The sequence below is a fragment of the Mesorhizobium sp. B1-1-5 genome (assembly GCF_006443065.1).
Taxonomy (GTDB): domain Bacteria; phylum Pseudomonadota; class Alphaproteobacteria; order Rhizobiales; family Rhizobiaceae; genus Mesorhizobium.
In genome coordinates this window covers 1-19751 of sequence record NZ_VFWS01000015.1, presented here as the reverse complement: position 1 = coordinate 19751, position 19751 = coordinate 1, and the positions used below count along the sequence as shown (strand labels likewise).

General features: G+C 60.8%; 26 protein-coding genes and 1 pseudogene. 12 read left to right on the top strand and 15 right to left on the bottom strand.

All coding sequences use genetic code 11. From position 1 onward, the window contains the following. Positions 1-21: 21 nt before the first annotated feature. Both FJ980_RS08195 and FJ980_RS08190 read left to right on the top strand, forming a co-directional pair. Positions 22-309, top strand: coding sequence for a hypothetical protein (locus FJ980_RS08195; RefSeq protein ID WP_140542414.1), 288 nt, complete (start codon positions 22-24; stop codon positions 307-309). Next, positions 309-689 carry a hypothetical protein gene (locus FJ980_RS08190; RefSeq protein WP_140542413.1) on the top strand — a complete coding sequence of 127 codons (381 nt, stop codon included), beginning with the start codon at positions 309-311 and terminating at the stop codon, positions 687-689. The genes FJ980_RS08195 and FJ980_RS08190 overlap by 1 nt, the downstream gene beginning before the upstream one ends. A gap of 2 nt (positions 690-691) precedes the next feature. Here the strand turns inward: FJ980_RS08190 and FJ980_RS08185 are convergent, their stop codons facing one another. The 4 genes from FJ980_RS08185 to FJ980_RS08170 all read right to left on the bottom strand — a co-directional run bounded on the left by FJ980_RS08185 (position 692) and on the right by FJ980_RS08170 (position 4330). Further along, a complete protein-coding gene (locus FJ980_RS08185; protein ID WP_140542412.1) occupies positions 692-1285 on the bottom strand; it encodes an SOS response-associated peptidase in 594 nt (197 codons plus the stop codon). A gap of 45 nt (positions 1286-1330) precedes the next feature. Further along, on the bottom strand, positions 1331-2155 hold the full coding sequence (locus FJ980_RS08180; protein ID WP_140542411.1) for a Ku protein: 825 nt from the start codon (positions 2153-2155) through the stop codon (positions 1331-1333). 951 nt (positions 2156-3106) lie between these two features. Next, the gene (locus FJ980_RS34635) at positions 3107-3274 is read right to left on the bottom strand and encodes a hypothetical protein (protein WP_181181146.1); all 168 of its coding nucleotides are present in this window, start codon (positions 3272-3274) and stop codon (positions 3107-3109) included. Between the two features lie 567 nt (positions 3275-3841). Then, entirely contained in the window at positions 3842-4330 is a 489-nt protein-coding gene (locus FJ980_RS08170) for a sulfocyanin-like copper-binding protein (protein WP_140542410.1), read from the bottom strand. A gap of 229 nt (positions 4331-4559) precedes the next feature. On the opposite strand from FJ980_RS08170, the pseudogene FJ980_RS35345 reads away from it, so the two are divergent. After that, positions 4560-4777 (top strand): annotated as a pseudogene (locus FJ980_RS35345) (GNAT family N-acetyltransferase); the annotation flags it as partial. Between the two features lie 75 nt (positions 4778-4852). Beyond that, the gene (locus FJ980_RS08160; protein WP_140542466.1) at positions 4853-5068 is read left to right on the top strand and encodes a DUF1858 domain-containing protein; all 216 of its coding nucleotides are present in this window, start codon (positions 4853-4855) and stop codon (positions 5066-5068) included. A gap of 165 nt (positions 5069-5233) precedes the next feature. On the opposite strand, the gene FJ980_RS08155 is transcribed toward FJ980_RS08160, so the two are convergent. Further along, positions 5234-5929, bottom strand: a complete 696-nt coding sequence (locus tag FJ980_RS08155) for a VIT family protein (protein WP_140542465.1) — start codon at positions 5927-5929, stop codon at positions 5234-5236. A 259-nt stretch (positions 5930-6188) separates the two neighbouring features. On the opposite strand from FJ980_RS08155, the gene FJ980_RS08150 reads away from it, so the two are divergent. The 3 genes from FJ980_RS08150 to FJ980_RS08140 are packed head-to-tail and all read left to right on the top strand — an operon-like array spanning position 6189 to position 9221. Then, positions 6189-6974, top strand: coding sequence for an FMN-binding protein (locus FJ980_RS08150; RefSeq protein WP_140542409.1), 786 nt, complete (start codon positions 6189-6191; stop codon positions 6972-6974). A gap of 31 nt (positions 6975-7005) precedes the next feature. Then, entirely contained in the window at positions 7006-7719 is a 714-nt protein-coding gene (locus FJ980_RS08145) for an FAD:protein FMN transferase (protein WP_246676357.1), read from the top strand. Next, on the top strand, positions 7716-9221 hold the full coding sequence (locus FJ980_RS08140) for an RnfABCDGE type electron transport complex subunit D (RefSeq protein ID WP_140542407.1): 1506 nt from the start codon (positions 7716-7718) through the stop codon (positions 9219-9221). The genes FJ980_RS08145 and FJ980_RS08140 overlap by 4 nt, the downstream gene beginning before the upstream one ends. 7 nt (positions 9222-9228) lie before the next feature. Here the strand turns inward: FJ980_RS08140 and FJ980_RS08135 are convergent, their stop codons facing one another. From FJ980_RS08135 to FJ980_RS08125, 3 genes are read right to left on the bottom strand one after another with little or no spacing between them, the layout of a single operon-like run. Next, a complete protein-coding gene (locus FJ980_RS08135; RefSeq protein ID WP_140542406.1) occupies positions 9229-10569 on the bottom strand; it encodes a HAMP domain-containing sensor histidine kinase in 1341 nt (446 codons plus the stop codon). Beyond that, the gene (locus tag FJ980_RS08130) at positions 10569-11234 is read right to left on the bottom strand and encodes a response regulator transcription factor (protein ID WP_140542405.1); all 666 of its coding nucleotides are present in this window, start codon (positions 11232-11234) and stop codon (positions 10569-10571) included. The genes FJ980_RS08135 and FJ980_RS08130 overlap by 1 nt, the downstream gene beginning before the upstream one ends. Then, on the bottom strand, positions 11231-11557 hold the full coding sequence (locus tag FJ980_RS08125; RefSeq protein WP_140542404.1) for a PepSY domain-containing protein: 327 nt from the start codon (positions 11555-11557) through the stop codon (positions 11231-11233). Before FJ980_RS08125 ends, FJ980_RS08130 begins: the two co-directional genes overlap by 4 nt. A 127-nt stretch (positions 11558-11684) precedes the next feature. On the opposite strand from FJ980_RS08125, the gene FJ980_RS08120 reads away from it, so the two are divergent. Both FJ980_RS08120 and FJ980_RS08115 read left to right on the top strand, forming a co-directional pair. Beyond that, positions 11685-11945 (top strand): hypothetical protein, encoded by a 261-nt coding sequence (locus tag FJ980_RS08120; protein ID WP_140542403.1) that lies wholly within the window; start codon positions 11685-11687, stop codon positions 11943-11945. Positions 11946-11995: 50 nt separating this feature from the next. Further along, positions 11996-12463, top strand: coding sequence for a DUF2231 domain-containing protein (locus FJ980_RS08115; RefSeq protein WP_140542402.1), 468 nt, complete (start codon positions 11996-11998; stop codon positions 12461-12463). Between the two features lie 63 nt (positions 12464-12526). On the opposite strand, the gene FJ980_RS35340 is transcribed toward FJ980_RS08115, so the two are convergent. The 4 genes from FJ980_RS35340 to FJ980_RS08100 form a co-directional block, all read right to left on the bottom strand. After that, entirely contained in the window at positions 12527-13135 is a 609-nt protein-coding gene (locus tag FJ980_RS35340) for a cation transporting ATPase C-terminal domain-containing protein (protein WP_246676356.1), read from the bottom strand. Continuing rightward, a complete protein-coding gene (locus FJ980_RS35335; RefSeq protein ID WP_246676355.1) occupies positions 13032-13970 on the bottom strand; it encodes an HAD family hydrolase in 939 nt (312 codons plus the stop codon). Before FJ980_RS35335 ends, FJ980_RS35340 begins: the two co-directional genes overlap by 104 nt. Positions 13971-14040: 70 nt before the next feature. Further along, positions 14041-14538: an RES family NAD+ phosphorylase gene (locus FJ980_RS08105; RefSeq protein ID WP_140542401.1), complete on the bottom strand. Its 498-nt coding sequence runs from the start codon at positions 14536-14538 to the stop codon at positions 14041-14043. 11 nt (positions 14539-14549) lie between these two features. Beyond that, entirely contained in the window at positions 14550-14900 is a 351-nt protein-coding gene (locus FJ980_RS08100; protein ID WP_140542400.1) for an antitoxin Xre/MbcA/ParS toxin-binding domain-containing protein, read from the bottom strand. A 319-nt stretch (positions 14901-15219) separates the two neighbouring features. Here FJ980_RS08100 and FJ980_RS08095 point away from each other — a divergent pair, with 319 nt between their 5' ends. After that, on the top strand, positions 15220-15888 hold the full coding sequence (locus FJ980_RS08095) for a DUF1236 domain-containing protein (RefSeq protein ID WP_140542399.1): 669 nt from the start codon (positions 15220-15222) through the stop codon (positions 15886-15888). 328 nt (positions 15889-16216) lie between these two features. On the opposite strand, the gene FJ980_RS08090 is transcribed toward FJ980_RS08095, so the two are convergent. Together FJ980_RS08090 and FJ980_RS08085 are read right to left on the bottom strand one after the other, a co-directional pair. Further along, the gene (locus tag FJ980_RS08090; protein WP_140542398.1) at positions 16217-16414 is read right to left on the bottom strand and encodes a hypothetical protein; all 198 of its coding nucleotides are present in this window, start codon (positions 16412-16414) and stop codon (positions 16217-16219) included. A 213-nt stretch (positions 16415-16627) separates the two neighbouring features. Next, positions 16628-16861, bottom strand: a complete 234-nt coding sequence (locus tag FJ980_RS08085; RefSeq protein WP_140542397.1) for a hypothetical protein — start codon at positions 16859-16861, stop codon at positions 16628-16630. Positions 16862-17219: 358 nt separating this feature from the next. Between FJ980_RS08085 and FJ980_RS08080 the strand changes: the two genes are divergently transcribed. Both FJ980_RS08080 and FJ980_RS35815 read left to right on the top strand, forming a co-directional pair. Further along, complete coding sequence (locus FJ980_RS08080; RefSeq protein WP_246676354.1) at positions 17220-17654, top strand: EF-hand domain-containing protein; 435 nt, start codon at positions 17220-17222, stop codon at positions 17652-17654. A gap of 312 nt (positions 17655-17966) precedes the next feature. Continuing rightward, a complete protein-coding gene (locus FJ980_RS35815; protein ID WP_281406323.1) occupies positions 17967-18098 on the top strand; it encodes a hypothetical protein in 132 nt (43 codons plus the stop codon). Between the two features lie 16 nt (positions 18099-18114). Here FJ980_RS35815 and FJ980_RS08070 read toward each other — a convergent pair. Then, positions 18115-19751, bottom strand: a 1637-nt coding sequence (locus FJ980_RS08070; RefSeq protein WP_140542395.1) for a DUF3394 domain-containing protein, incomplete at its 5' end; no start/stop codon positions are given.

Below are 19751 nucleotides of genomic sequence, written 5' to 3'. Positions count from 1 at the left end.
TTTGCGAAAGGAGACAGAAACATGAAACCGATGCGTGCGACCGAAGCCGAGCAGCCCGAAATCTACGCAATCGACAGGCGCGAAATGCCTGCCATCCGCCGAGCAGCTCAAGAGATGGCAAAGCACCTGCGTGGACTGTCAGATGTCAGCCAGAAGCAGGCGATTACAGAGCTGACTGTCGCTTGGATCATGGCGATCTACCCGGACAGCCTTGACCTTGCGATATCGCTTTCCGATGCGATGCGCGACCAGACCGACATCGATTTGCAGCAAGCCTTTGAAACCAGGCGACGGAAATTGAGCAGTTAATGGCGGCCCGCAGCCGTAGCATTCCGCCGCCAACGATGATCGATCGCGATATGCCGCACCAGGTGGCGCTGCCCGACGACATATGCACCGCACACAACTTCACGCTGATCCGGCGGTTTCTTGAGGAGCAAGGGCTATTTTGCCGGACGCGATCGGTGATCGCGATCTGGGAAGACGGCAAGCAGGAGCAATGGCGACTGCACTGTTTCGCTGATCGCGATGCCGCCGCCGCGTTCCTTGGCCACTTCGGCGGGATCATGTTCGATCCCAAGCGAGACAGAGAGAATGGACGCGCACGTGGCGCCTGGCGTCGCAAGGGCATCTATCGGCGGATTTTCGACATTGGACCGCTCAGTGTGCCGGAGCCTCTCCGCAACTGAACTCAGGCGCGCTCTGGCCGTACCGTTTCAACGGACAACGATCCCGTCGGCAAGGGCCGCAATAACTCGCTCTCCGGTTTCGACAGATCGAGCCAAGCGCTCCAATCCTCAGGCTGAAGAACGACCACCTGGCGATTGTGATATGGCGAGACATCCGGCCCGGGATCGGTCGTCAACATGGTGAAGGTGGGCGGCTTGTTGCCGGCCGCTTCCCGCCAGAGCCCGGCGATAGCCAGAAAAGGAGCGCCGTTCAGAGTGAAGCGGTGTTTCGCCTTCGGGTATTTGGTGCCAGTGAATTCGAAGAACGCCGAGGCCGGGACCAGACAGCGTTTGCTGTCGGCGAAACGACGTCCTTCCGATCGGAAGTTGAACACCGGTCCTCCCTTCGGGCCGGCCGGCGGAAACCCAAACGTCATCGACGCAAGTTCAACTCCGTCTCCGGCAGCGAGCATGATCGGCGCCGGATCATTGATGCGGATATCGTCAGCTTGGGGAAGATCGAGTTCAGTTTGACGAGCCGGGATCTCCAGCGCCAGCGAAGCCATCATCCGGCAATATTCGGCCCAAGCGACATGCTGCTCATAGTCGTTGCACATGCTGTCCCCACAAAAGAAATACATACGGGGCAGTCCGTTGCCACGCTAGGCGGATTTTCGCGCGGGCTTCGCGTTTGGCCGCCCCTTGATGCCCTCCGCAGCGAGGCTCTTCTTCAGCACTGCAGCAAGGTCCACCACGTTCTCCTTGGGTTTCGGCGCCGGCTTGGGCGGCTTCTTGCCCTTGCGCTTGGCGTCGATCATGGCGATCAGCGCATCCTCATAGGTATCTTCGAATTTCGAGGGGTCGAACTTTGTCACCTTCTTGTCGATCAGCAGCCCGGCAATTTCGAGGAGATCCTTGTCGTATTTGGGGCTTTTCACGTCCTCGAAGACGCTCGTTGCTGAAATCATCTCGTTGTGGGTTCGCAATTCGGTCAATAGCATTCCTTTGCCGAAGGGCTGGATAATGACTTCCCTGCCCCGCTGATACAGCACAACACAAGATCGCGCCGCGACCCGCTTCTTGGCCATTGCTTCCCGCAGCACCGAAAACGTCTCAACAGCGGCACCGTCGGCCGGAATGACGTAATAGGGCTTTTCCAGATACCTCGTGTCGATCTCATCGATCGCGACGAAGCCCTCAATGTCGAGCGTATGCTGCGACGTAAGCTTCAGCTTTTTGATCTCGTCCGGCTCGATTTCGAGGAAGTCGCCCTTCTCAGCCTCGTAGCCCTTGATCTGATCTTCTGAAGGAACGATATCGCCGGTTCCTTCATCGATATACGCGCTTTTCACCGGCAAGCCGTTTTCGCGGTTCAGAATCTTGAAATGGATCCTCCCGGCCTCAGTGGTTGCTCCCACCAGCTTTACGCCGCATGCGACCGATCCAAATTTCAGGAAACCTTTCCAAACCGCGCGCGGCGCTGCCATGTTTCATCCTCCGTTAGATGAAGAAACACTGGCGCCCGCCGGGGGTTCCGACTTCATTCAGTTTCCCAGAAATCGATAAGCTTTTTTGAGCCTGCCGACCCGCGAGGGACGAATGGCAGGCTCTCGGACTGTGGGCAGTCCGAGGATAACGCGCCATCTGGCGAGGGTGCGCCACCCGACAACTAAGGCTGCCAGGCGCCCTACGTTCCATTCTCGGGTCAGTCCTGCAATGACGCGTGTCGCAGGTCGTCTTCGCCGCGCATGTGTTTCAGTCGCCCTATTAAGCCCGGCCGAACCTATTGCGTGGCGGGCCGCTTCATGCCTCGGCGCCGAGCCAGCGCGTTCCTGCACGCGCTGCCAAGGTCGTTCGCGCTTCTCACGGTTCAGGGTGATGAATGCAGGTCCAACATACGCCCTGTCCCTCCACGAGGGCGAACGCCGGTTTGCCCGGTTTTAATCCTCGACGGCCAAGCAAATCGTACTCGTCGACAGCATAGGATTTCGTCTACAGCCAAGCTGTCGAGTGCCAGGGCGATGGACGGAATTCTTCCGCTTCGAGACGATGACTTCGAAGCCAGTTTGATCGGCCACGTGCAACACTGCCGCTCCAGCGCCCAGCGGCGCCTCGCTGAACTATATGCGGCCGCCGGCAGCGATCATTCCTGGCGCCGGGTGATGGCTCGCGCAGCTCGCCGAAGGGTGCTTCGGCATCGATCCCGTGGACCTTGCGTTCGCGTTCTGCGTGGTCCCGGAGGACGATGATCCAGCGTCCGCGTCGTAAGCAAGGATGAGGCTGCTCGATCGAATGTGCAAATCAAAAGGCCGCTTCTGACCCCTGTCGGGCCTGCCCGATGCCAAAACGTAACTCGGGCGAAATCCGTTTATTTGCCGAAGCGCAAACAATTCGCGGAAAGTGCCGAGGCCCGCCAGGTCCCGCTCCGACTTATTCCGCTACACAAAGATCATCACGGCCGCGCCGCCGAGAACGACCAGGGCCAACCCCGCGATAAGCATGGGCAGCAACGTGTGGCCCGTCGTGGCCCCGCTTGCCGCTTCGGTGCTGAACACAAGCGCCGGCCACTCTTCGATCACTTTTTGCTCCTCGACCATGAACTTCATCACCTTCACTTTGCTTGCTGGGGACATGCAGCGCATGCTCGGTGCAACATCGACTTTATCCAGCGGTTGCTTCCGGACGCTGACGCTATCGGGTCGACGATGTTGGCTCTTTGCGTTCGCGCAAATCTGCCCTTGAAAAGCAGATAGCGAACAGCTTCAAGCGAGCCGGCCATTGCTCCCGCAACGTGCCTCGCTCGTATCAGGCGCTCCGGTCGACGACGCGCCCGTCAGGAAGCACGAAATAAGCCCGCGTCGCCCCGGCGCCGGCGAGAGCCGAAGTAGCGCGGTCCAGGGGTAAAACGGCCAAGGCGGTCGAAAGCGCGTCGGCATCAGGTCGGTGCGGCAAACCTTATTCGACATGGTCGCGAACGCCAGCGAGGCGAAACGGGCGAAGTGGATTGGGCAAATGCGTGCTCTCGGTCAGCGGGGACTTTGAGACGCTGACTCGAAAAATCGCGAGAGCAATCGGGCCTGGTGGCTCGGCAAACAAATGCCGGAGCCTTGTGGGGTATCCCGAATCTCCGAATTAGACTGGCGATCCCGACATTCGGCCGAGAGCCGGCCAGCCTAAGGATTGACTGTAAATTCGGTCCACATGCCGGCGGCGTAGTGACCGGGCACGTTGCAGATGAGCAGGTATCTTCCGGGCTTCAGATCAACGGTCAACGAACCCGATTTACCGGGATCCAGCTCCGAAACCTCGCCCTCGTCGCCAGCTTTGTCTTCATCGACCCGGTTCTCGGCATCGATGTAAGGAAGAGGCTTCTTCGCATCGGCAAGGAATATCACGATCATCTCGTGGATAGTATCCTTGGAATCGTTCTTGAGCTTGAAGGTCACCTTTCCTGCTTTCACCGCACCGCGCGAAATCTTGATGCCCATGGTGGCCTTTGTGCTGTCCAGTCCTGGCGCTGCATAGGTGAGCCCGGTGGGCATCTCCATACTCGCACCCTTGTCCCACAACGAGACTTGGACAAGCGCCGCAGCCTGGACGATATTAGAACTGCAAGTCATGAGCACAGCGGCGACAAGTCCAAGCTTGGATATTGTCCTCATGGCAATCCTCCTTGCGGCGGCAGCATGAGCGCTCACGCCTGTCCTCACCCTGCTCGCGCGGCCATCCGCAGTCCTTGCGCCAAATCAAACTGATGGTGGTGAAATCGGCTGCACGCCGATTCGGCTGTCAGCCGCTGTCAGGTTGAATCGGGTATATCGCCGAAGTGACGATGAAATCATCGTCTCCCAAGGCCGATCGAAAACCCACCTACAGGCGCGACACCCGCGCTTTCTCGCTTTTTCGAGCGGCGGAATGCTGATCGCGGTGGCGACGCTTGCAGCCGATCCGGCCGACAGGCGTGGCGAAGTCGCCATCTGCATCCGCGAGGATCGCAAGCATCTCGGCGTCGGCTGGGAGTTCCTCGGCTACATAGCGCGTACGCCGAAGACCATGACATCGAGACAATCGAGTCGATCGAAAGTCGCGAGAACCGCGCGGCGATCGACCGTCAAGCAAGCAAGACGATGTCATCTTTGTTTCAGAGCAAGGAAGGCACCGGAAAGCTCGGTCAGGATGCCTGCATGAAGCGCAAACTGAACCACGATGCGACGATGGACGGGATCATGCGCGCGACCCCGGCAACGATCCGCGTCGTTCTCCAGCACGCGATGCTTTGCGTCGGCTGTCCGATCGCTTCCTTTCACACCCTTTCCGAAGCGGCGCGCGAGCATGATTTGGACGAGGACCGACTTCGCCGGGATCTTGAGGCAGCGATCAAAAGCGGTGACGTGGATTAGCGTATCAGGCGGCTTGCGACGTTGATATCGATCAACGAGGGCCATCCGTGTCGGGGAGTTGCTTCGCCAGGCTGGCTATTTTCTCGCCCAGGACATACCAGCACGTTAATGATGAACATAACGTGGCTCCGCATGGGTCCAACGCCTCGATGAAAGCGGCGGACCTTAGCCCGCAGTCCCGAATATCGCGCCAATGCCTGCGGTCAGCGCCATAGCCAGCGCTCCCCAGAAGGTGACGCGAATGGTGGCCTTCCATACATTGGCACCCCCTGCCCTTGCGCCGATTGCGCCCAGCACCGCCAGGAACAACAGCGACGCTATCGAAACGACGGCAACAAGTTGGGAGGGCGATGAAAGCAGCACCATCGCCAGCGGCATGACCGCGCCGATTGAAAACGCCGCCGCCGAAGCCAGCGCGGCCAGTATCGGTCGCGCAGCGGTTATCTCGGAAATACCAAGCTCGTCACGGGCATGTGCGCCAAGAGCGTCCTTTGCCATCAACTGATCAGCCATCCGCAACGCCAATTGAGGCTCCACACCCCGATCGACGTAGATCTGGGCAAGCTCGTGCCTCTCGAATTCGGGTTGGCTCGCCAGTTCTTTTCGCTCACGTGCGAGATCCGCGTGCTCGGTATCGGCCTGGGAACTGACGGATACATATTCGCCGGCGGCCATCGACATGGCGCCAGCCACCAGGCCCGCGACTCCGGCGACGAGCACGCTGGCCGTGGTGGAATTGGCGCTTGCAACGCCAATGATCAAGCTGGCGGTCGAGACGATGCCGTCGTTTGCGCCGAGCACTGCGGCTCGTAACCAACCGACACGTGAAACCAGGTGATTTTCGGCGTGAAGACGACTCATCTGAGCAGGGGAACAATTGTCGGTTCGGCCATGGTTTGGGTCCACATCGGCAAGCACAGGAAGGCAGTCCGACTGTTCACTGCTCCTCGAGCCGAACAAATGCCTTGATCAAAGTCAATCGGCGATCCCAGTTCGTCGACTCGGCATTCTTCGCAGGCCGGAGCGCTGACAGCCAGTTGTCAGCCAGCTCGTGAGATATTGCTCCTAACTTGCACGAACCGGCTTCGGCCGCAGCGTGCTCGAAATCGGAACAATGCTCATGAAACAGCTCGCCTTGTCTCTCTTCGTGATCGCCTCGTCCGGGGCCTATGTCTGGGATCAGGCGGGCAAGCTTTCAGACAACGATCTGATCGACACACAGGGGACCGCCGACGCGGCGCAACAGGCCACGTTGCCGCCGATTACTCGGCTCTCTCCTGCCAGTCCAGTCCCATCAGCGGCAGCCATCTTCCCGGTCGTTCCCCAGCCGAATGCGGCACAGGAGCCGGCGCCACGCACAACGGTCGAACCCGGGAAGGATACTTCCGCGACGATTGCGGTCACGGCACCGCAGCCCATCATTACCGACATGCTGCCGAAGGTCACGCCGACACCGCCCCCGTCGCCGAAGCGAACGGTGGTGCTCCCAAGTGAAAATGCCGTCCCGCCGCGGACACCGTCATTCGCGGTGACGCCTGCCGTCTACATTCCCGTCCCGCAGCCGCGGCCGGATTATCCCCAGGCGCGCGTCCTCCATACGGGCATGAAGCTCGCGACGCATGGCTATACCGACGGGGTCTACACCGGCCCTGCCGCCGACGCCTACTACGGCATCATCCAGATTCAGGCGCTTGTCCAGGGTGGCCGGGTCACGGCACTGAAGGTGCTGAGATACCCCAATGATCGACGTACCTCTGTCAACATCAACCGGCAGGCTTTGCCGATGCTGCGCGATGAAGCGATCAGCGCGCAGAGCGCCGATGTGGATATCATCTCGGGCGCAACGCTGACCAGCAAGGCCTTCATCCAGTCGCTCGGCGGCGCCCTGAGCAAGGCTTCTTCCTGACTCCATGCGCGAGACCCGAATTCTGATGGGAATGCCCGTCACACTCGACGTTGATGGCGCCGCCGGCTCGCTGATCGATTCCGTCTTCGACTATTTCGGGCAAATCGATCGCCGATTCAGCACCTACAGGACCGATAGCGAGATTTCCGCCATCAACCGTGGCGACGTTCCGATCAAGGATTGGAGCGGCGAGATGATGGAAGTGCTGGCGCTGGCCGAGCGGACAAGAAGCGAAACGAACGGATATTTCAATATCCGCAAGGTCGACGGTTCGCTTGATCCCTCCGGAATCGTGAAGGGCTGGGCCATCCGCAATGCCGCCGATATCGTTCGCGGAGCCGGCGTCGGCGATTTCTTCATCGAGGCGGGCGGCGACATTCAGTCTTGCGGCAGGAATGCGTCCGCGCAAGATTGGAGCGTCGGCATCCGCAACCCCTTCAAGACGGAAGAGATCATCAAGGTCATCTATCCGCGCGGTCGCGGCGTCGCCACGTCCGGCACCTATGCGCGCGGCCAGCACATCTACAATCCCCATGAACCTTGCGACGCTATCACCGACATCGTCAGCCTGACGGTCATCGGACCCGATGTGCTCGAGGCCGATCGCTTCGCCACCGCTGCCTTCGCCATGGGCCGGGACGGTATCCTTTTCATCGAGCAGGCTCCCGGGCTCGAGGGGTATGTGGTCGACGTCAATGGCCGCGCCACGTCGACAAGCGGGTTCAGAGACCTTTGCAAACTATGATCAAGGCAGTCGACCGTTTGCTCGATCACCTGACCATGTATCGGCTGGTGCTTTACTATCTGATGGCGCTGCTGGGCGCGGCCTTCGCCTTCGGCTTCGTCAAGCTCGTGCCGCATGATCCGCTTGCGCTCGTCTACACCACGGCCCTGACGGTTTCGGTCTGCTGGGTTACCAACAAGGCTTTCGCCCTGGTCTTCGAGGTTCCGGCGAACAACGAATCCGTCTACATCACCGCGCTCATTCTGGCCCTCATCCTCGATCCGGTCACGGATCTGAACGGCATCGCCGCCGTCGCTTTCGCTTCAGTCTGGGCGATCTCATCCAAGTTCATCTTCGCGGTCGGCAGAAAACATCTTTTCAATCCAGCGGCCCTCGGTGTGGCGTTGTCGGCCCTGCTGCTGGACAAACCGGCTATCTGGTGGGTCGGTGGCAATCCCTGGCTGCTTCCCCTGGTGGTGGTCGGCGGCATTCTTGTTGTCAGAAAGCTACGTCGCCTGGATCTCGTCGCGACATTTGTGGCCGTAGCGGTAGCGACGATCCTGGCGACGACTGAGCCCGCGCAATATGGCGATGCGCTCAAGGAGACGCTGAGTTCGTCGCCGATGCTGTTCTTCGCCTTCGTGATGCTGACCGAGCCGCTGACCGCGCCTACACAGCGCTGGCCGCGTGTCGCCTTTGCCGGTGTTGTCGGCCTTCTGTTCGCGCCCAATATCCATGTCGGCTCGTTCTATTTCACGCCCGAGCTCGCTCTCCTGGTGGGTAACCTCTTTGCTCACGCCGTGAGCCCGAAGGGCCGTTTCGTGCTGACATTGGAACGCATCGAGCAGACCGCCGTCGACAGCTATGACTTCATCTTCAGATCGCAGCGGAGGCTCGCTTTCCAGGCGGGTCAGTATCTTGAGTGGACACTTGGCCTTGACCGTTCCGACAATCGCGGCAACCGGCGTTATTTCACTGTCGCCTCATCGCCGACCGAGCAATCGGTGCGGCTTGGCGTCAAGTTCTATCCGCAATCGAGCGCTTTCAAGCGGGCGCTGGGAGCCATGAAGCCGGGCGCCACGATTCACGCTTCACAACTGGCCGGCGATTTCACGCTGCCGTCCGATCCGAAAACCAAGATCGCTTTCCTGGCGGGCGGCATCGGCATCACGCCCTTCCGCTCAATGCTGCAGTATCTCGTCGATCGCAAGGAAGTGCGGCCCGTCGTCGTTCTCTATGGAACGGAGGGACAAGGCGACATTGCCTATCGCGACGTGCTTGGCCTGGCGAGACGCGAACTGGGCATAAGGACGTTTCATGCCGTGGCCAAGGGTGCTGAGCACGGCCAGTATCCCGGTTACATCGACGCACGCCTCGTGCGCCTCACCATGCCCGACTATCTCGAACGCACCTTCTACATCTCCGGCCCCCAGGCGATGGTCAAGGCGTTGCGCAGGAAGCTGTTGGCCATGGGGGTTCGCCGTTCCAGAATCAAAGTCGATTACTTCCCGGGATTTGCCTGAACACAGCTCAACTATGACGAGGCAGGTAGATGGTCACCGCCAGACCGGAGTTGGCATTGGCCATCTCGAGGCGGCCGCCATAGGCTTCGACGACATCTGAGACGATTGCCAGGCCGAGACCGCTGCCGCCGCCCTTGCTGTCGAGCTGGACTCCGCGCAACAATGCGGCATTCCGGGCGGCCTCGGGGATGCCCGGCCCATCGTCGACGACTTTGATGATCACCTCCCCAGCGCTTGCGGATGCGCTTACATGGACCTGGGTTTTCGCGAAGCGCGTCGCGTTTTCCAACAGATTGCCGAGAATCTCGGATAGATCGCCCTCCTCGACCGGCGCTATGAAATCCTCGGCGACATCGATCGCGAATGAGAGCTGCTTGCCCCTTGGCGTTCGTCTAACGACGGCAACCACGCCGTTGGCCACCTCTCGGACAAGGCAAGCGGCATCGCCGGAAACGCCAGGCGCCATACGAGCGCGCGCCAGTTCCCGCTCGACATGGCGGCGGATTGCGCCGGCGCTTTTCTCGATCTCGTCGGCAAGTTCGGTCTCACCCTTCTTGCGCAGAGCGCGGATATCGGCCGACAGGACCTGCAGCGGCGTCTTGAGGCCGTGCGCCAGATCGGTGGCGCGCGAGCGTGCGCGAGACAGGGCCTTCTCCTGGGCGGCGAGCAACCGATTGATCTCGTCCGCGAGCGGCTGCACTTCGCTCGGCGCGGCCACATCGAGACGAGCCTTCCGCTGCGCAATCACGTCCCTGACCGCTACGCGCAAGCCTCCCAATGGCGCCAAACCGACGGTGATCTGGATGAAGAACGCTCCCATCAGGGCGAATGCGAGCATCATAAGTGCCGGTACGAGATCATGGACATATTCGCCGACCGAGACTTCAACATTACGATGATCCTCCGCAACGACGGCACGAAACGCCCGCCCGTCGGCGTCGGTAATCGTGCGCAGAACGGCAACCGTGAGCTCGCCGCCTGGCCCCTTGAGCTCTTCCTTCCGCAGCTCGCCATTCGCTGATTGTTCAGGCAAGGCGAGTGTGGCATCCCACAAGGAGCGCGATCGAACGAGGCTGTGGGTTGCAAGGTCTTCCACTTGCCAGTAGTGGCCGGACAGCGGACTGGCGAAGCGCTGATCGGAAAGCGTCGAAGCGACAGACAGACGGCCGCCGGCCGCGAAGCTCGTCGCGCCGATCAGCTCGTTGAGGTCGACGGTCAACTCGCTGACGACTCGTCGCTCGACGTTGAGCTCGAACAGATAGCGCAGGCCGACGCCTGCAATGGCAAGAGCGATCACGATCGATATGGCTGCGGCCGACCATAGCCTGAAGCGGATCGAATTGCGCATCAGCCGGGCCCGTCCGGCACGAAATATCCGAAGCCGCGTCGGGTTTCGATGATATCGCTGCCAAGCTTGCGCCTCAGACGCGCAACGATGACCTCGATCGTGTTCGGGTCGCGTTCGTTGTCGGAACTGTACAGATGCTCGGCGAGCTCGGTCGGCGCGACCACGCGACCGGCATGATGCATCAGGAACGCGAGAAGCCGATATTCGAGCGGCGAAAGCGCCACGGGAATGCCGCGAAGGCAGATGCGCATCTGGCGCGTGTCGAGCAACAAGGGACCCGATTTCAGGACCGGTGCCGCCTGCCCGCTTGAACGGCGCAGAATGGCGCGCAATCGTGCGAGCAACTCCTCCATTTCAAAAGGCTTGGGAAGGTAATCGTCTGCTCCGGCGTTGATGCCTTCCACCCGCTCGGTCCACAGCCCCCGCGCGGTCAGGATCAGCACCGGAAAGCGCCGTCCGTTGGCGCGCCAGCGCTTCAGCACCGTGAGGCCGTCAAGCTTCGGCAATCCAAGGTCGAGGATCGCCGCATCGTAGTTCTCGACATCGCCTGCAAACCACGCGGCTTCACCATCACTCACGATATCGACGGCCATGCCCGAGGCCTTCAAGACCCCCGCGATATCGGCCGCGATGCGCGGTTCGTCTTCCGCCACGAGGATCTTCATTTACGGTCGCCTTCACTGCTCAAGACGCCACCGGCGCCGGCATCGATGTCAACGATCCTGCGCCGCCCATCGGCGGCAACCACCTGGAACCGATAGATCCACCTGTCTCCGGCGCGAATGAGGTCAACCGCAACGATCTCGCCTGGAGCCCTGGCGCGGACAATGGCCATGATATGGGCGAGACCCTCGATTTCGCCGCGCTCATAAAGATCGCGCGCCCGGTCGTGGTCATCGTCGTCGTCCTGCGCCCGGACGACTAGCGGCGTGGCCAGCACAAATGCGGCCACTCCCAGAGCGGCGAGGCTCATCACAACGGTTTTCATGGGAGAGAGCTGTCGCATGTGGAAGCTGTCAAACCGCTGTCAATTATCATCAGCCGGCGGCAAGGAGCACGTCTCTATCAAGGGCCGCCGCGCCCGATGACGGGCGCTCAGAGAGGGATACGAAACCATGCGCAATTTTCCCGTCTTGCTTGTCGCCCTCGGAGGTTTGACCGTTTTTGTCATACCCGCCCTTGCGGAATCCGACCATGGATCATGCGCAACCGCATCCGCCGCCTCTTCCGCGCCAATCGACCTCGAAGCTATCCCCATGATGAGCGCCGCTGGTCCCAAGTCGGTCAAAGATGTCGGCGACGAATGCGGCGACGGCAAGCCGATCTCCGGCGCTCGCAGCGATCGGGAAGACGAGGAACTCGGGGACAACGACTGACAGCCGACCGAGCGTCCAACGACCATCAAGCTTCCGGGAGAATATCTGCAATGCCCGAAATTCAGCATATCCATCCCATCCTGGTCCATTTCCCCATCGTGCTCATGTACGCGCTCGTTGTCATCGACCTTGTCGCGCTCGCCAATCGCAATGCCGTGACGAAGCGCTCGGGCGTAGGGACGATTTCCACCTTTGCCGCCGTCGCCGCCGGCCTGTTTGCCGTCGGCACATGGTTCTTCGGCGGCTTGGCCCTTGACCACGCGGAGGCGGCCGGCTTCAGCAGCGAGATAGCGGAAATCCATGAGGGCTTGGGCGGGATCAGCGCCTTGACCTTTCTGGGCTGGGGCCTGCTCCGGCTCGCGCTGTGGGTGCGAAACCGAGAGCTGGCCACGCTGGCCCCCGCCATTCCCGCGATTGAAATAGCCGGCGCGGCGCTGGTCACGGTGACAGGCTACTATGGGGGGCAGCTGGTTTACGATCTTGGCGTGAATGTCACCAAGGCCGCCGTCGGCGGTTGACGTCGCCCTGTTAGATATCGAGCCGTTGCACTTTGCGGGAATCGCCGAACCGCGTCCTTGGGTTCAGCCAGGGATGCCGATCGGCGCGACCGATTTGGGATTTGACCCGGGACTTTCTCGTCTAGGCTTGCTTCGATTACCATGGCCGAAAAGGCGGCTCTTGGTGATCTCCGACACAAGCACGTACAGCGTGGTGATTGCGAGTAGCACGGCCAGCACAGGTCCTGGCAGAGGCACAAATCCGAACCTGCTGGCGAACGGTGCGAAAGGGATGGCGATGGTGATAATGCCGACGCCGAGGGCGAGGCCCGCAAGCAAATGGCTGGGATGGCTGCGCCACAGCCTCTTTTGGGTCCGCACCACAAGCACGATGGAGAGTTCGGTGAGCAGCGATTCCACGAACCACGCGGTCTGAAACGTGGCTGCCGTGGCGTGAACGGCCAGAAGAAGGTACGCGAAGGTTGCAAAGTCGAACAGTGAGCTCACCAGCCCGAAACTCACCATGAAGCGTCTCACGAAATGAATATCCCAGTGACGTGGCCGACGCACTTGATCGACATCGAGATTGTCACCCGCAATCGCGAGAGCCGGGATGTCGGAGAGGAAATTGTTCAGCAGGATCTGCTTGGCCAGCAGAGGCAGGAATGGCAGGTAAAGCGAGGCGGCGGCCATGCTGATCATGTTGCCGAAATTGGCGCTGGTCGTGATCGAGATGTACTTCATCGTGTTGGCGAACGTTTTCCGGCCATCGTCGACGCCCCTTACCAGCACACCTAGATCGCGCTTGAGCAAGAAGATGTCCGCGGCCTCGCGCCACATCGACAGCCGTATCGACCGAAATGCCGATGTCTGCCTCATGAAGCGCCGGCGCGTCATTTATGCCGTCGCCTAGATAGCCGACCACATGGCCGCTCCGGCGCAACGCCTCGACAATACGCTCTTTCTGGTTCGGGTCGATCTCGACGAACAGATCGGTGTTGCGGACGCCGGCCAGAAGCCCGTTCTTCGTTAGCTTCGATAGATGTGCGCCGGTCATGATCCTGTCGGCCCGCAGGCCCACGGCCTCTGCCAGATGCGCCGCGACATAGCGGTTGTCGCCGGAAATGACCTTTACGCCGATGCCGCGACCGGCGAGCGCTGACAGTGTCTCCCGTACACCCTCCTTAGGCGGATCGAGGAACAGCAGGAACCCCGCGAACGCCATGTCGGTTTCATCGTCGCGGCTGAAGCCCGCCTTGCTTTGAAATCGCCGGATCGCCAGGCCGAGAACGCGATAGCCTTGCGTGCTCCAGCGTCTGAATCGTTCATCGATTGCCTCGCGTTCCGTCGCGCCGAGGGGTATCCAGCCATGCACGAAACCACAAGCGTCGAGGACGTTCTGCACGGCTCCCTTGGTGATAAGGATCTGTTCGCGCTTGCTGTCCTGGACGGCGACTGACAAGCGCTTGCGAACAAAATCGTAGGGAATCTCGCCGATCTTGGTGAACCTGACGGTCGGAGTTGTCATTTCAGTGCAGCCCTAACCGGTTCCCTGTCGAAGGCAGTATAGTTGGCAACGCGGGCAGCGGCCGGCTAGATCAACCGAGCCGTTGCTCGTCTTCGATCAGCTCGAGCCTGGATGGGGCAGTGTCACCCCATCGCCACAGAACGAGATTCAAGTCGCCGATTGCGGCGGCGCCCTTGGCGAAGCTCGGCACGAGCAGGCCATTATAGCCTTGCGCGAACATCTCACGGGCAAATCGCTGCGTATGCGCCTCGCCATGGTCTCTCATCTGATCGCGCCATGTCGGGTCGGCGAGGGCCGCCGCATCGAGACCCATTGCTGTAAGCGCAGTGGCGTCGCCCGCATCGAAGACGGCTTCGATCTCGGCACGATAAGTGACCAGCGTCGTCGGCTGCAGATCGCCCACCTGGTTGGCTTCGCGCAAAGCTGTCAGGATCGAAGTCGACGCACAGAGCGCCGGCATGCCTTTGGGGTTGAAACGCCCTCCATAGAACTCGGCACCGCGTCCCGACATGGGCTCGCGGCCATACACCGGATTGAGGGCGCGGTAGAGCCGGCCCGAATAGGTGATGGCGGCGATGCTCAGGCGTAAATCCCTGCATCGACCGAGTCGATGAAGTCGAGGACCTCATCGGCTCGACCCTCCCGAACGAGCTGCATAGCCGTCTGCCCCGAAAATCCCCGCAGCGGCTCGGACCGATACCAGGCGTACGCCATGAGCGCGGAGCCAAATCGCGGCTCGACCTTGTTCACTATTTCCACCATCTCGCGCAGGCGGCGCTGCGTCTTGGCTGAGCGCACCCGCTCCCGGCGCTGGATCGCGTCTTTGCCTAGACCAGCGGTACGCGCGATCTCCTCGCTCGTGGTGCGGAAAGCCTCCGCAATCTTCTTCGGTGCGAACAAACCGTTATCCGCATATCGTGCCAGGCCCATCGCAGCACCTCCGTGCATTGCCAAAAACTATGACGCTATGTAGCGTCAGTTGTGCTGGCATTTCAAGACCTGCCCGGCTTCTCCCCGCAACGATTGCTGATTCAGTGGTCCTAAAACTACTCCACGGCCTATCGCGCGACGGTGTGCGCCAAGGCCACTCCGATGATGCCAGCCCGATCTATCTAGACTCAAGCGGGAGCAGCAGAGACAGCTCAATGATGACATTTGGAATCTATCCGTTCAGCGATTCCGCCAGCGGAACGCACGCGCTTCTTCCTCGTTTTTGGCTCTGAGGGAACCATGAAACGGAGACAGAACGATGAGAAGGCTTTTGTTACCTGCAGTGGCAGGCGCGCTTGTCGGCTGGTCTGGCGCAGCTTTTGCCGACACTCCCGTATCCGCTACTACAAACCTTAATGTTCGCGCCGGTCCGGGCTCGCAATATCCAGTCATCGGCGTGCTGCGGGCGGGTCAGACGGCCACACTGAACGGCTGCCTGCAAAACTCGAAATGGTGCACCATCGCCGAGGCCGGTGGTCAAGGCTGGGTCTATTCCGATTACGTTACCGCAGAATTCGGCGGCAATCGGGTCGTCTTAACCGAGCGGCCGGCCAACTCCGGCATCGCGATCGTGAGAGCTCCTCGCGATCAGGCTAATGCCGGAGCGGTCGCCGGCGGCGCTACCGGAGCGATCGCCGGCGCTATCATCGGAGGCCCAGTTGGCGCTGCTGTGGGCGGCGCGGCGGGGATCGTGGGCGGCGGTGCGGCTGGCACCGTGATCAATCCGCCCGAACAGGTGCGTACTTACATCAGCGAGCATCGGGTCAAGCCTGTTTACCTTCAAGGAAAGGTTGTGACGGGCGCAACCCTGCCCGACACGGTAGCCTTGCAGAAGATCCCGAACTACCGGTACCGGTACGTCTATGTGAACAACCGACCGGTGCTGGTTGAGCCGTCGACGCGCCGCATCGTGTATGTGGAAGGCTGAACGTGCCAATCGGCAAGGAAAATAGGGACAGCAGGAGCGGTCTCGACCCCGAGCCGCATACGCCCGTTCGGGAGCGCTAGAGGCCGCGCCGTCCCAAGCCATCAAAATCGTTGTTGGCCAAACGGCGCGGCAGCGCTCTCCAGTCCCTAAAATTAAGCTTCGGGCACCTGGTTGCGGGGCCCGGAAGCCGCCCCTTCAATCGGTCTCAGCGGAAAATAGCGGTGCCAGCCGAGCCCGAACGGCACCGTGCGATCGCCGAGCTTCGTCACGCCAAGGATCGCATTGCAGCTCATCCCTTCGCATTCGAAGCTTGCAGAGCGCGATAGCGCTAATGCTCTCCCTGAAATTTGAGCGACAGCGGTGCCGTCTGAAGTCCAATAACCCCTGGGACAAGCACTGCCTGCGTGGTGAAGTTGGCTTCGACCAGAAGACGGTTGCCTTCGAGCCTGTTGTCGAACGGGATCAAACGGAAGCAGCCGGCCTTGAGCGAGTCGCGATCCGAACGTTCGGGCGGCAGGCGTAGCATCGGCTGACGTGGCCGAGATTAATCCCCAGCCGCCAGATCAATCCGCCTTTCGTGGAGAGCCCACAGCCTGACGGTTGCCGGCGATCTCGATGTCGGCCATCGCCGGCCTCTGATGCCAGTCGCCGCGATGGCACGCGCGAAGTGGCGCTGCAAGGCGAGGAAGAGGATCGCCGTCGGCAGCGTCGCCACGCCCGCGGACGCGATTAGCACATTTTACTTCATCGATGTGCCGGCGCCGCCGACCAAAATTGCCAGCCCGAGCGCCTGCAGGTCTCGCCGGAATTGGTAGCGATCAGCGGCCCGAAGAATTTGTTCCAGCCGGCGACGACGGTGAAGGTGGCCATCCTGGCAAGACCGGGTCTTAGTGAGCGGCAAGAGGACGCGCCAGAAGAAGCCGAACGGCCGCAGCCAGCGCTGACCTCCATCCAATGTCCACTGGAGGTTCACGTTCCGTTCCTCAAAAAGAGTTGATTATCAGCGCCTGCATCAGCGTTCCAAACGAGGACGCCACAATGAGCTACTTGATGCTCCGGATCTCGATCGCTCCGACCATGTTTGCCCAACCCGTCCCTCATGCCCTCTTGCCGAAGAAACACCGGCCGGAACAATCGAGCATACCGCCAGTTTGGGCAGCCCAATCCGCTTGAGGCAGACCACGGCCAACCAAATGGAGCATGTCATGAGATTCCCTTGCTGCACGACGGCTGCGGCCGCCGCTCTTATTTTCGCTAGTTTCCCTGCTCTCGCCCAGACAAACGGAACCCCTGCGCCTCCCCCGGCGACTGAACAGCCTGGTGCCGGGCAGTTGCCGGATGCGAATGGGCAAGCGGGCGGCCCAACGCGTGAAATGATCCGCCAGATGATTGACCAAGCCATCCAGGAGCGGATGCAGCAGGATCGAAGCTCTGACGTGGCCAACAATCGTCAAGAAGAGCATGACAACGCTCAGGACAGCGCAGATCGTCATGGCGTCCCTTGGCATAAAAACCGTTATGGCGGCCCGTCCGGCGAGCACTGGATGGCTGGACACCATGGCCCGCGTATGATGATGCGCGGCGCCGGAATGCGACTGATGTTCGCGTTTTTGGACACAAATGGCGACGGATCGTTGTCCGAAAACGAGGTTCAGGACGCTGTCGGGCGCATCTTCTCTGCAATCGACCAGAATGGTGATGGGAAGATCGACATGGATGAGATCCAGTCCTTCTTGCACGGCTCTGGCGGTGAAGACATGCGGTAGGAGATCTCCCAGCAATCAGGTCAAGACGGCTCTTCGCGAGGTAGTCGTGCCAATCTCGTCTTGCCCGAGTTAGGTCCTCGCCTGAGCTTCACGTCGAACCCCGCGAAAGCAGACGTCCCGATGCCAAAATTCGTTACAATCCAATATGGCGACCCGGCCGGATACGATCGCACTCTACAATCCGTCAGGGATGCTGCTCATGAACAGGACGAGAGGTTGCGCTCGGAAGGCGCCCTGATAGGGAGGGCGGGGACGCCGGTACAGGTGCCTAATCCGGATGCACCAGGTGTAAAGACGCAGGAGGGTGCCTTCATGTCGTCAGACCTGCCGATCGCCGGATTTGCCGTGATCGAAGCTGCTGACCTGGGCGACGCTATCGACAAAATCTCGCACGTCCCCTGCGCTGTCGCGCACGGCGTCGTTGAGGTATGGCCATTGAAATGAAACACAGGGCAATACCTCAGGGAACGGCTCCAACTGGCAAGGCGGCCTGCTTTCGGCGCCTCTGTAGCCAGAAAACCAGACCGAACAGGCAAAGCGCGGGAAGCACGAACCAGTAGCGCGATGGACGGTCGTTTGGCACCATGACCCCGGTGATTTCGTCACCGGGCTGCAGCCCGAACTTCGCCGCCTGGCTTCCGAGCCGCACGATGCCGACCGTCATGCTATCACCCAGCTCACTGACGCTCAGTCCTGCGCTCTCCAGCCGCTCCGTGGCATTCTTGCCTTCGGCGAGATCGAGCCTGACCAGCTTCTCGATCTCGTCCCCATTGATGTTGACCGTCTTCAACCTGAGGCGAACCGCCTGCCCCGCCGGCGTCGCATCAACAGTCTGGTTCAACTGCGACACGGGTTTTTCAACAAAGGGCTCATCGACCAGATCGAGCCAGTAGCCGGGCCGGAACAGCGTGAAGCAGATCAGCAAGAGGGCTATGGCCTCGTACCAGCGATTTCGAACGAGGAACCAATTCTGGGTCGCCGCAACGAAAGCAACCATGGCCAGCGCCGATGTCACTATGACGAGGATAAAATCCAGCGGGCCCTGCAGGTCGATCATAAGCAGGCCGTTGTTGAAGATGAAGATGAACGGCAACAGCCCCGTCCTGATTTCGTACTTGAATCCCTGAAAGCCAGTCTTCACAGGATCGGCGCCGGAAATCGCGGCGGCTGCGTATGCAGCAAGACCGACGGGGGGCGTCACGTCGGCCATCAGTCCGAAATAGAAGACAAAAAGGTGCACCGCCACCAGCGGCACGGCCAGGTCGTTCTGCGCCGCGAGATTGACCATCACCGGAGCCATCAGCGTCGCCACGACGACATAGCTGGCGGTGGTCGGCAAGCCCATTCCCAGAATGAGGCAGATAACGGCGGTGAACAGCAGCATGATCATGAAGCTGCCGGCCGAGATGAATTCGACAAGCTCGGTCATTACCAGACCGACGCCGGTCAGGAGCACCGTGCCGACGATGATGCCGGCCGTTGCCGTGGCGATGCCGACCGTGGTCATGTTGCGTGCGGCCGCCGACAGCCCCTCGATGAGATCGACGAAGCCTTCCCGCCAACGCGGCGCAAGCTGACGCTCCGCGCGGAAGAACGCCGTCAACGGGCGCTGCGTGACGACCAGCGCCATCAGCGCGGCGGAGCCCCAGAAGGCGGAGAGGCCTGGCGAAAGCTCTTCCACCATCAGGCACCAGATGAGGAGCACGACCGGCAGCAGGAAATGCAGCCCGGTTCGTGCCGTCTCGCCGAAATGGGGTATTTCCCGAATGTCGCCTTTGAGGCTCTCCAGGGGCAGGTCGGGATGCTTCGCCCTGTAGGCGACGAGAACGACGTAGACGATGATGAGCGCCGCGACGATCATCCACGTGGCGGCGCTCCCGAAGAAAGTCTTTGTCCATCCGATGCCGTAATAGACGAGGCCAGCCAGAATCACGAACGCGCAGATACCCATCAGAGAGCGCACGGCCCCTTGCAAGGCGGGATGTCGGCTGCGCGACGGCAGACCCTTCAACCCCATTTTCATCGCTTCGATATCGACGATATAGAAGAGCGAGCCATAGGTGAGCAGCGCGGGAAAGAAGGCGTGCTTGACTACTT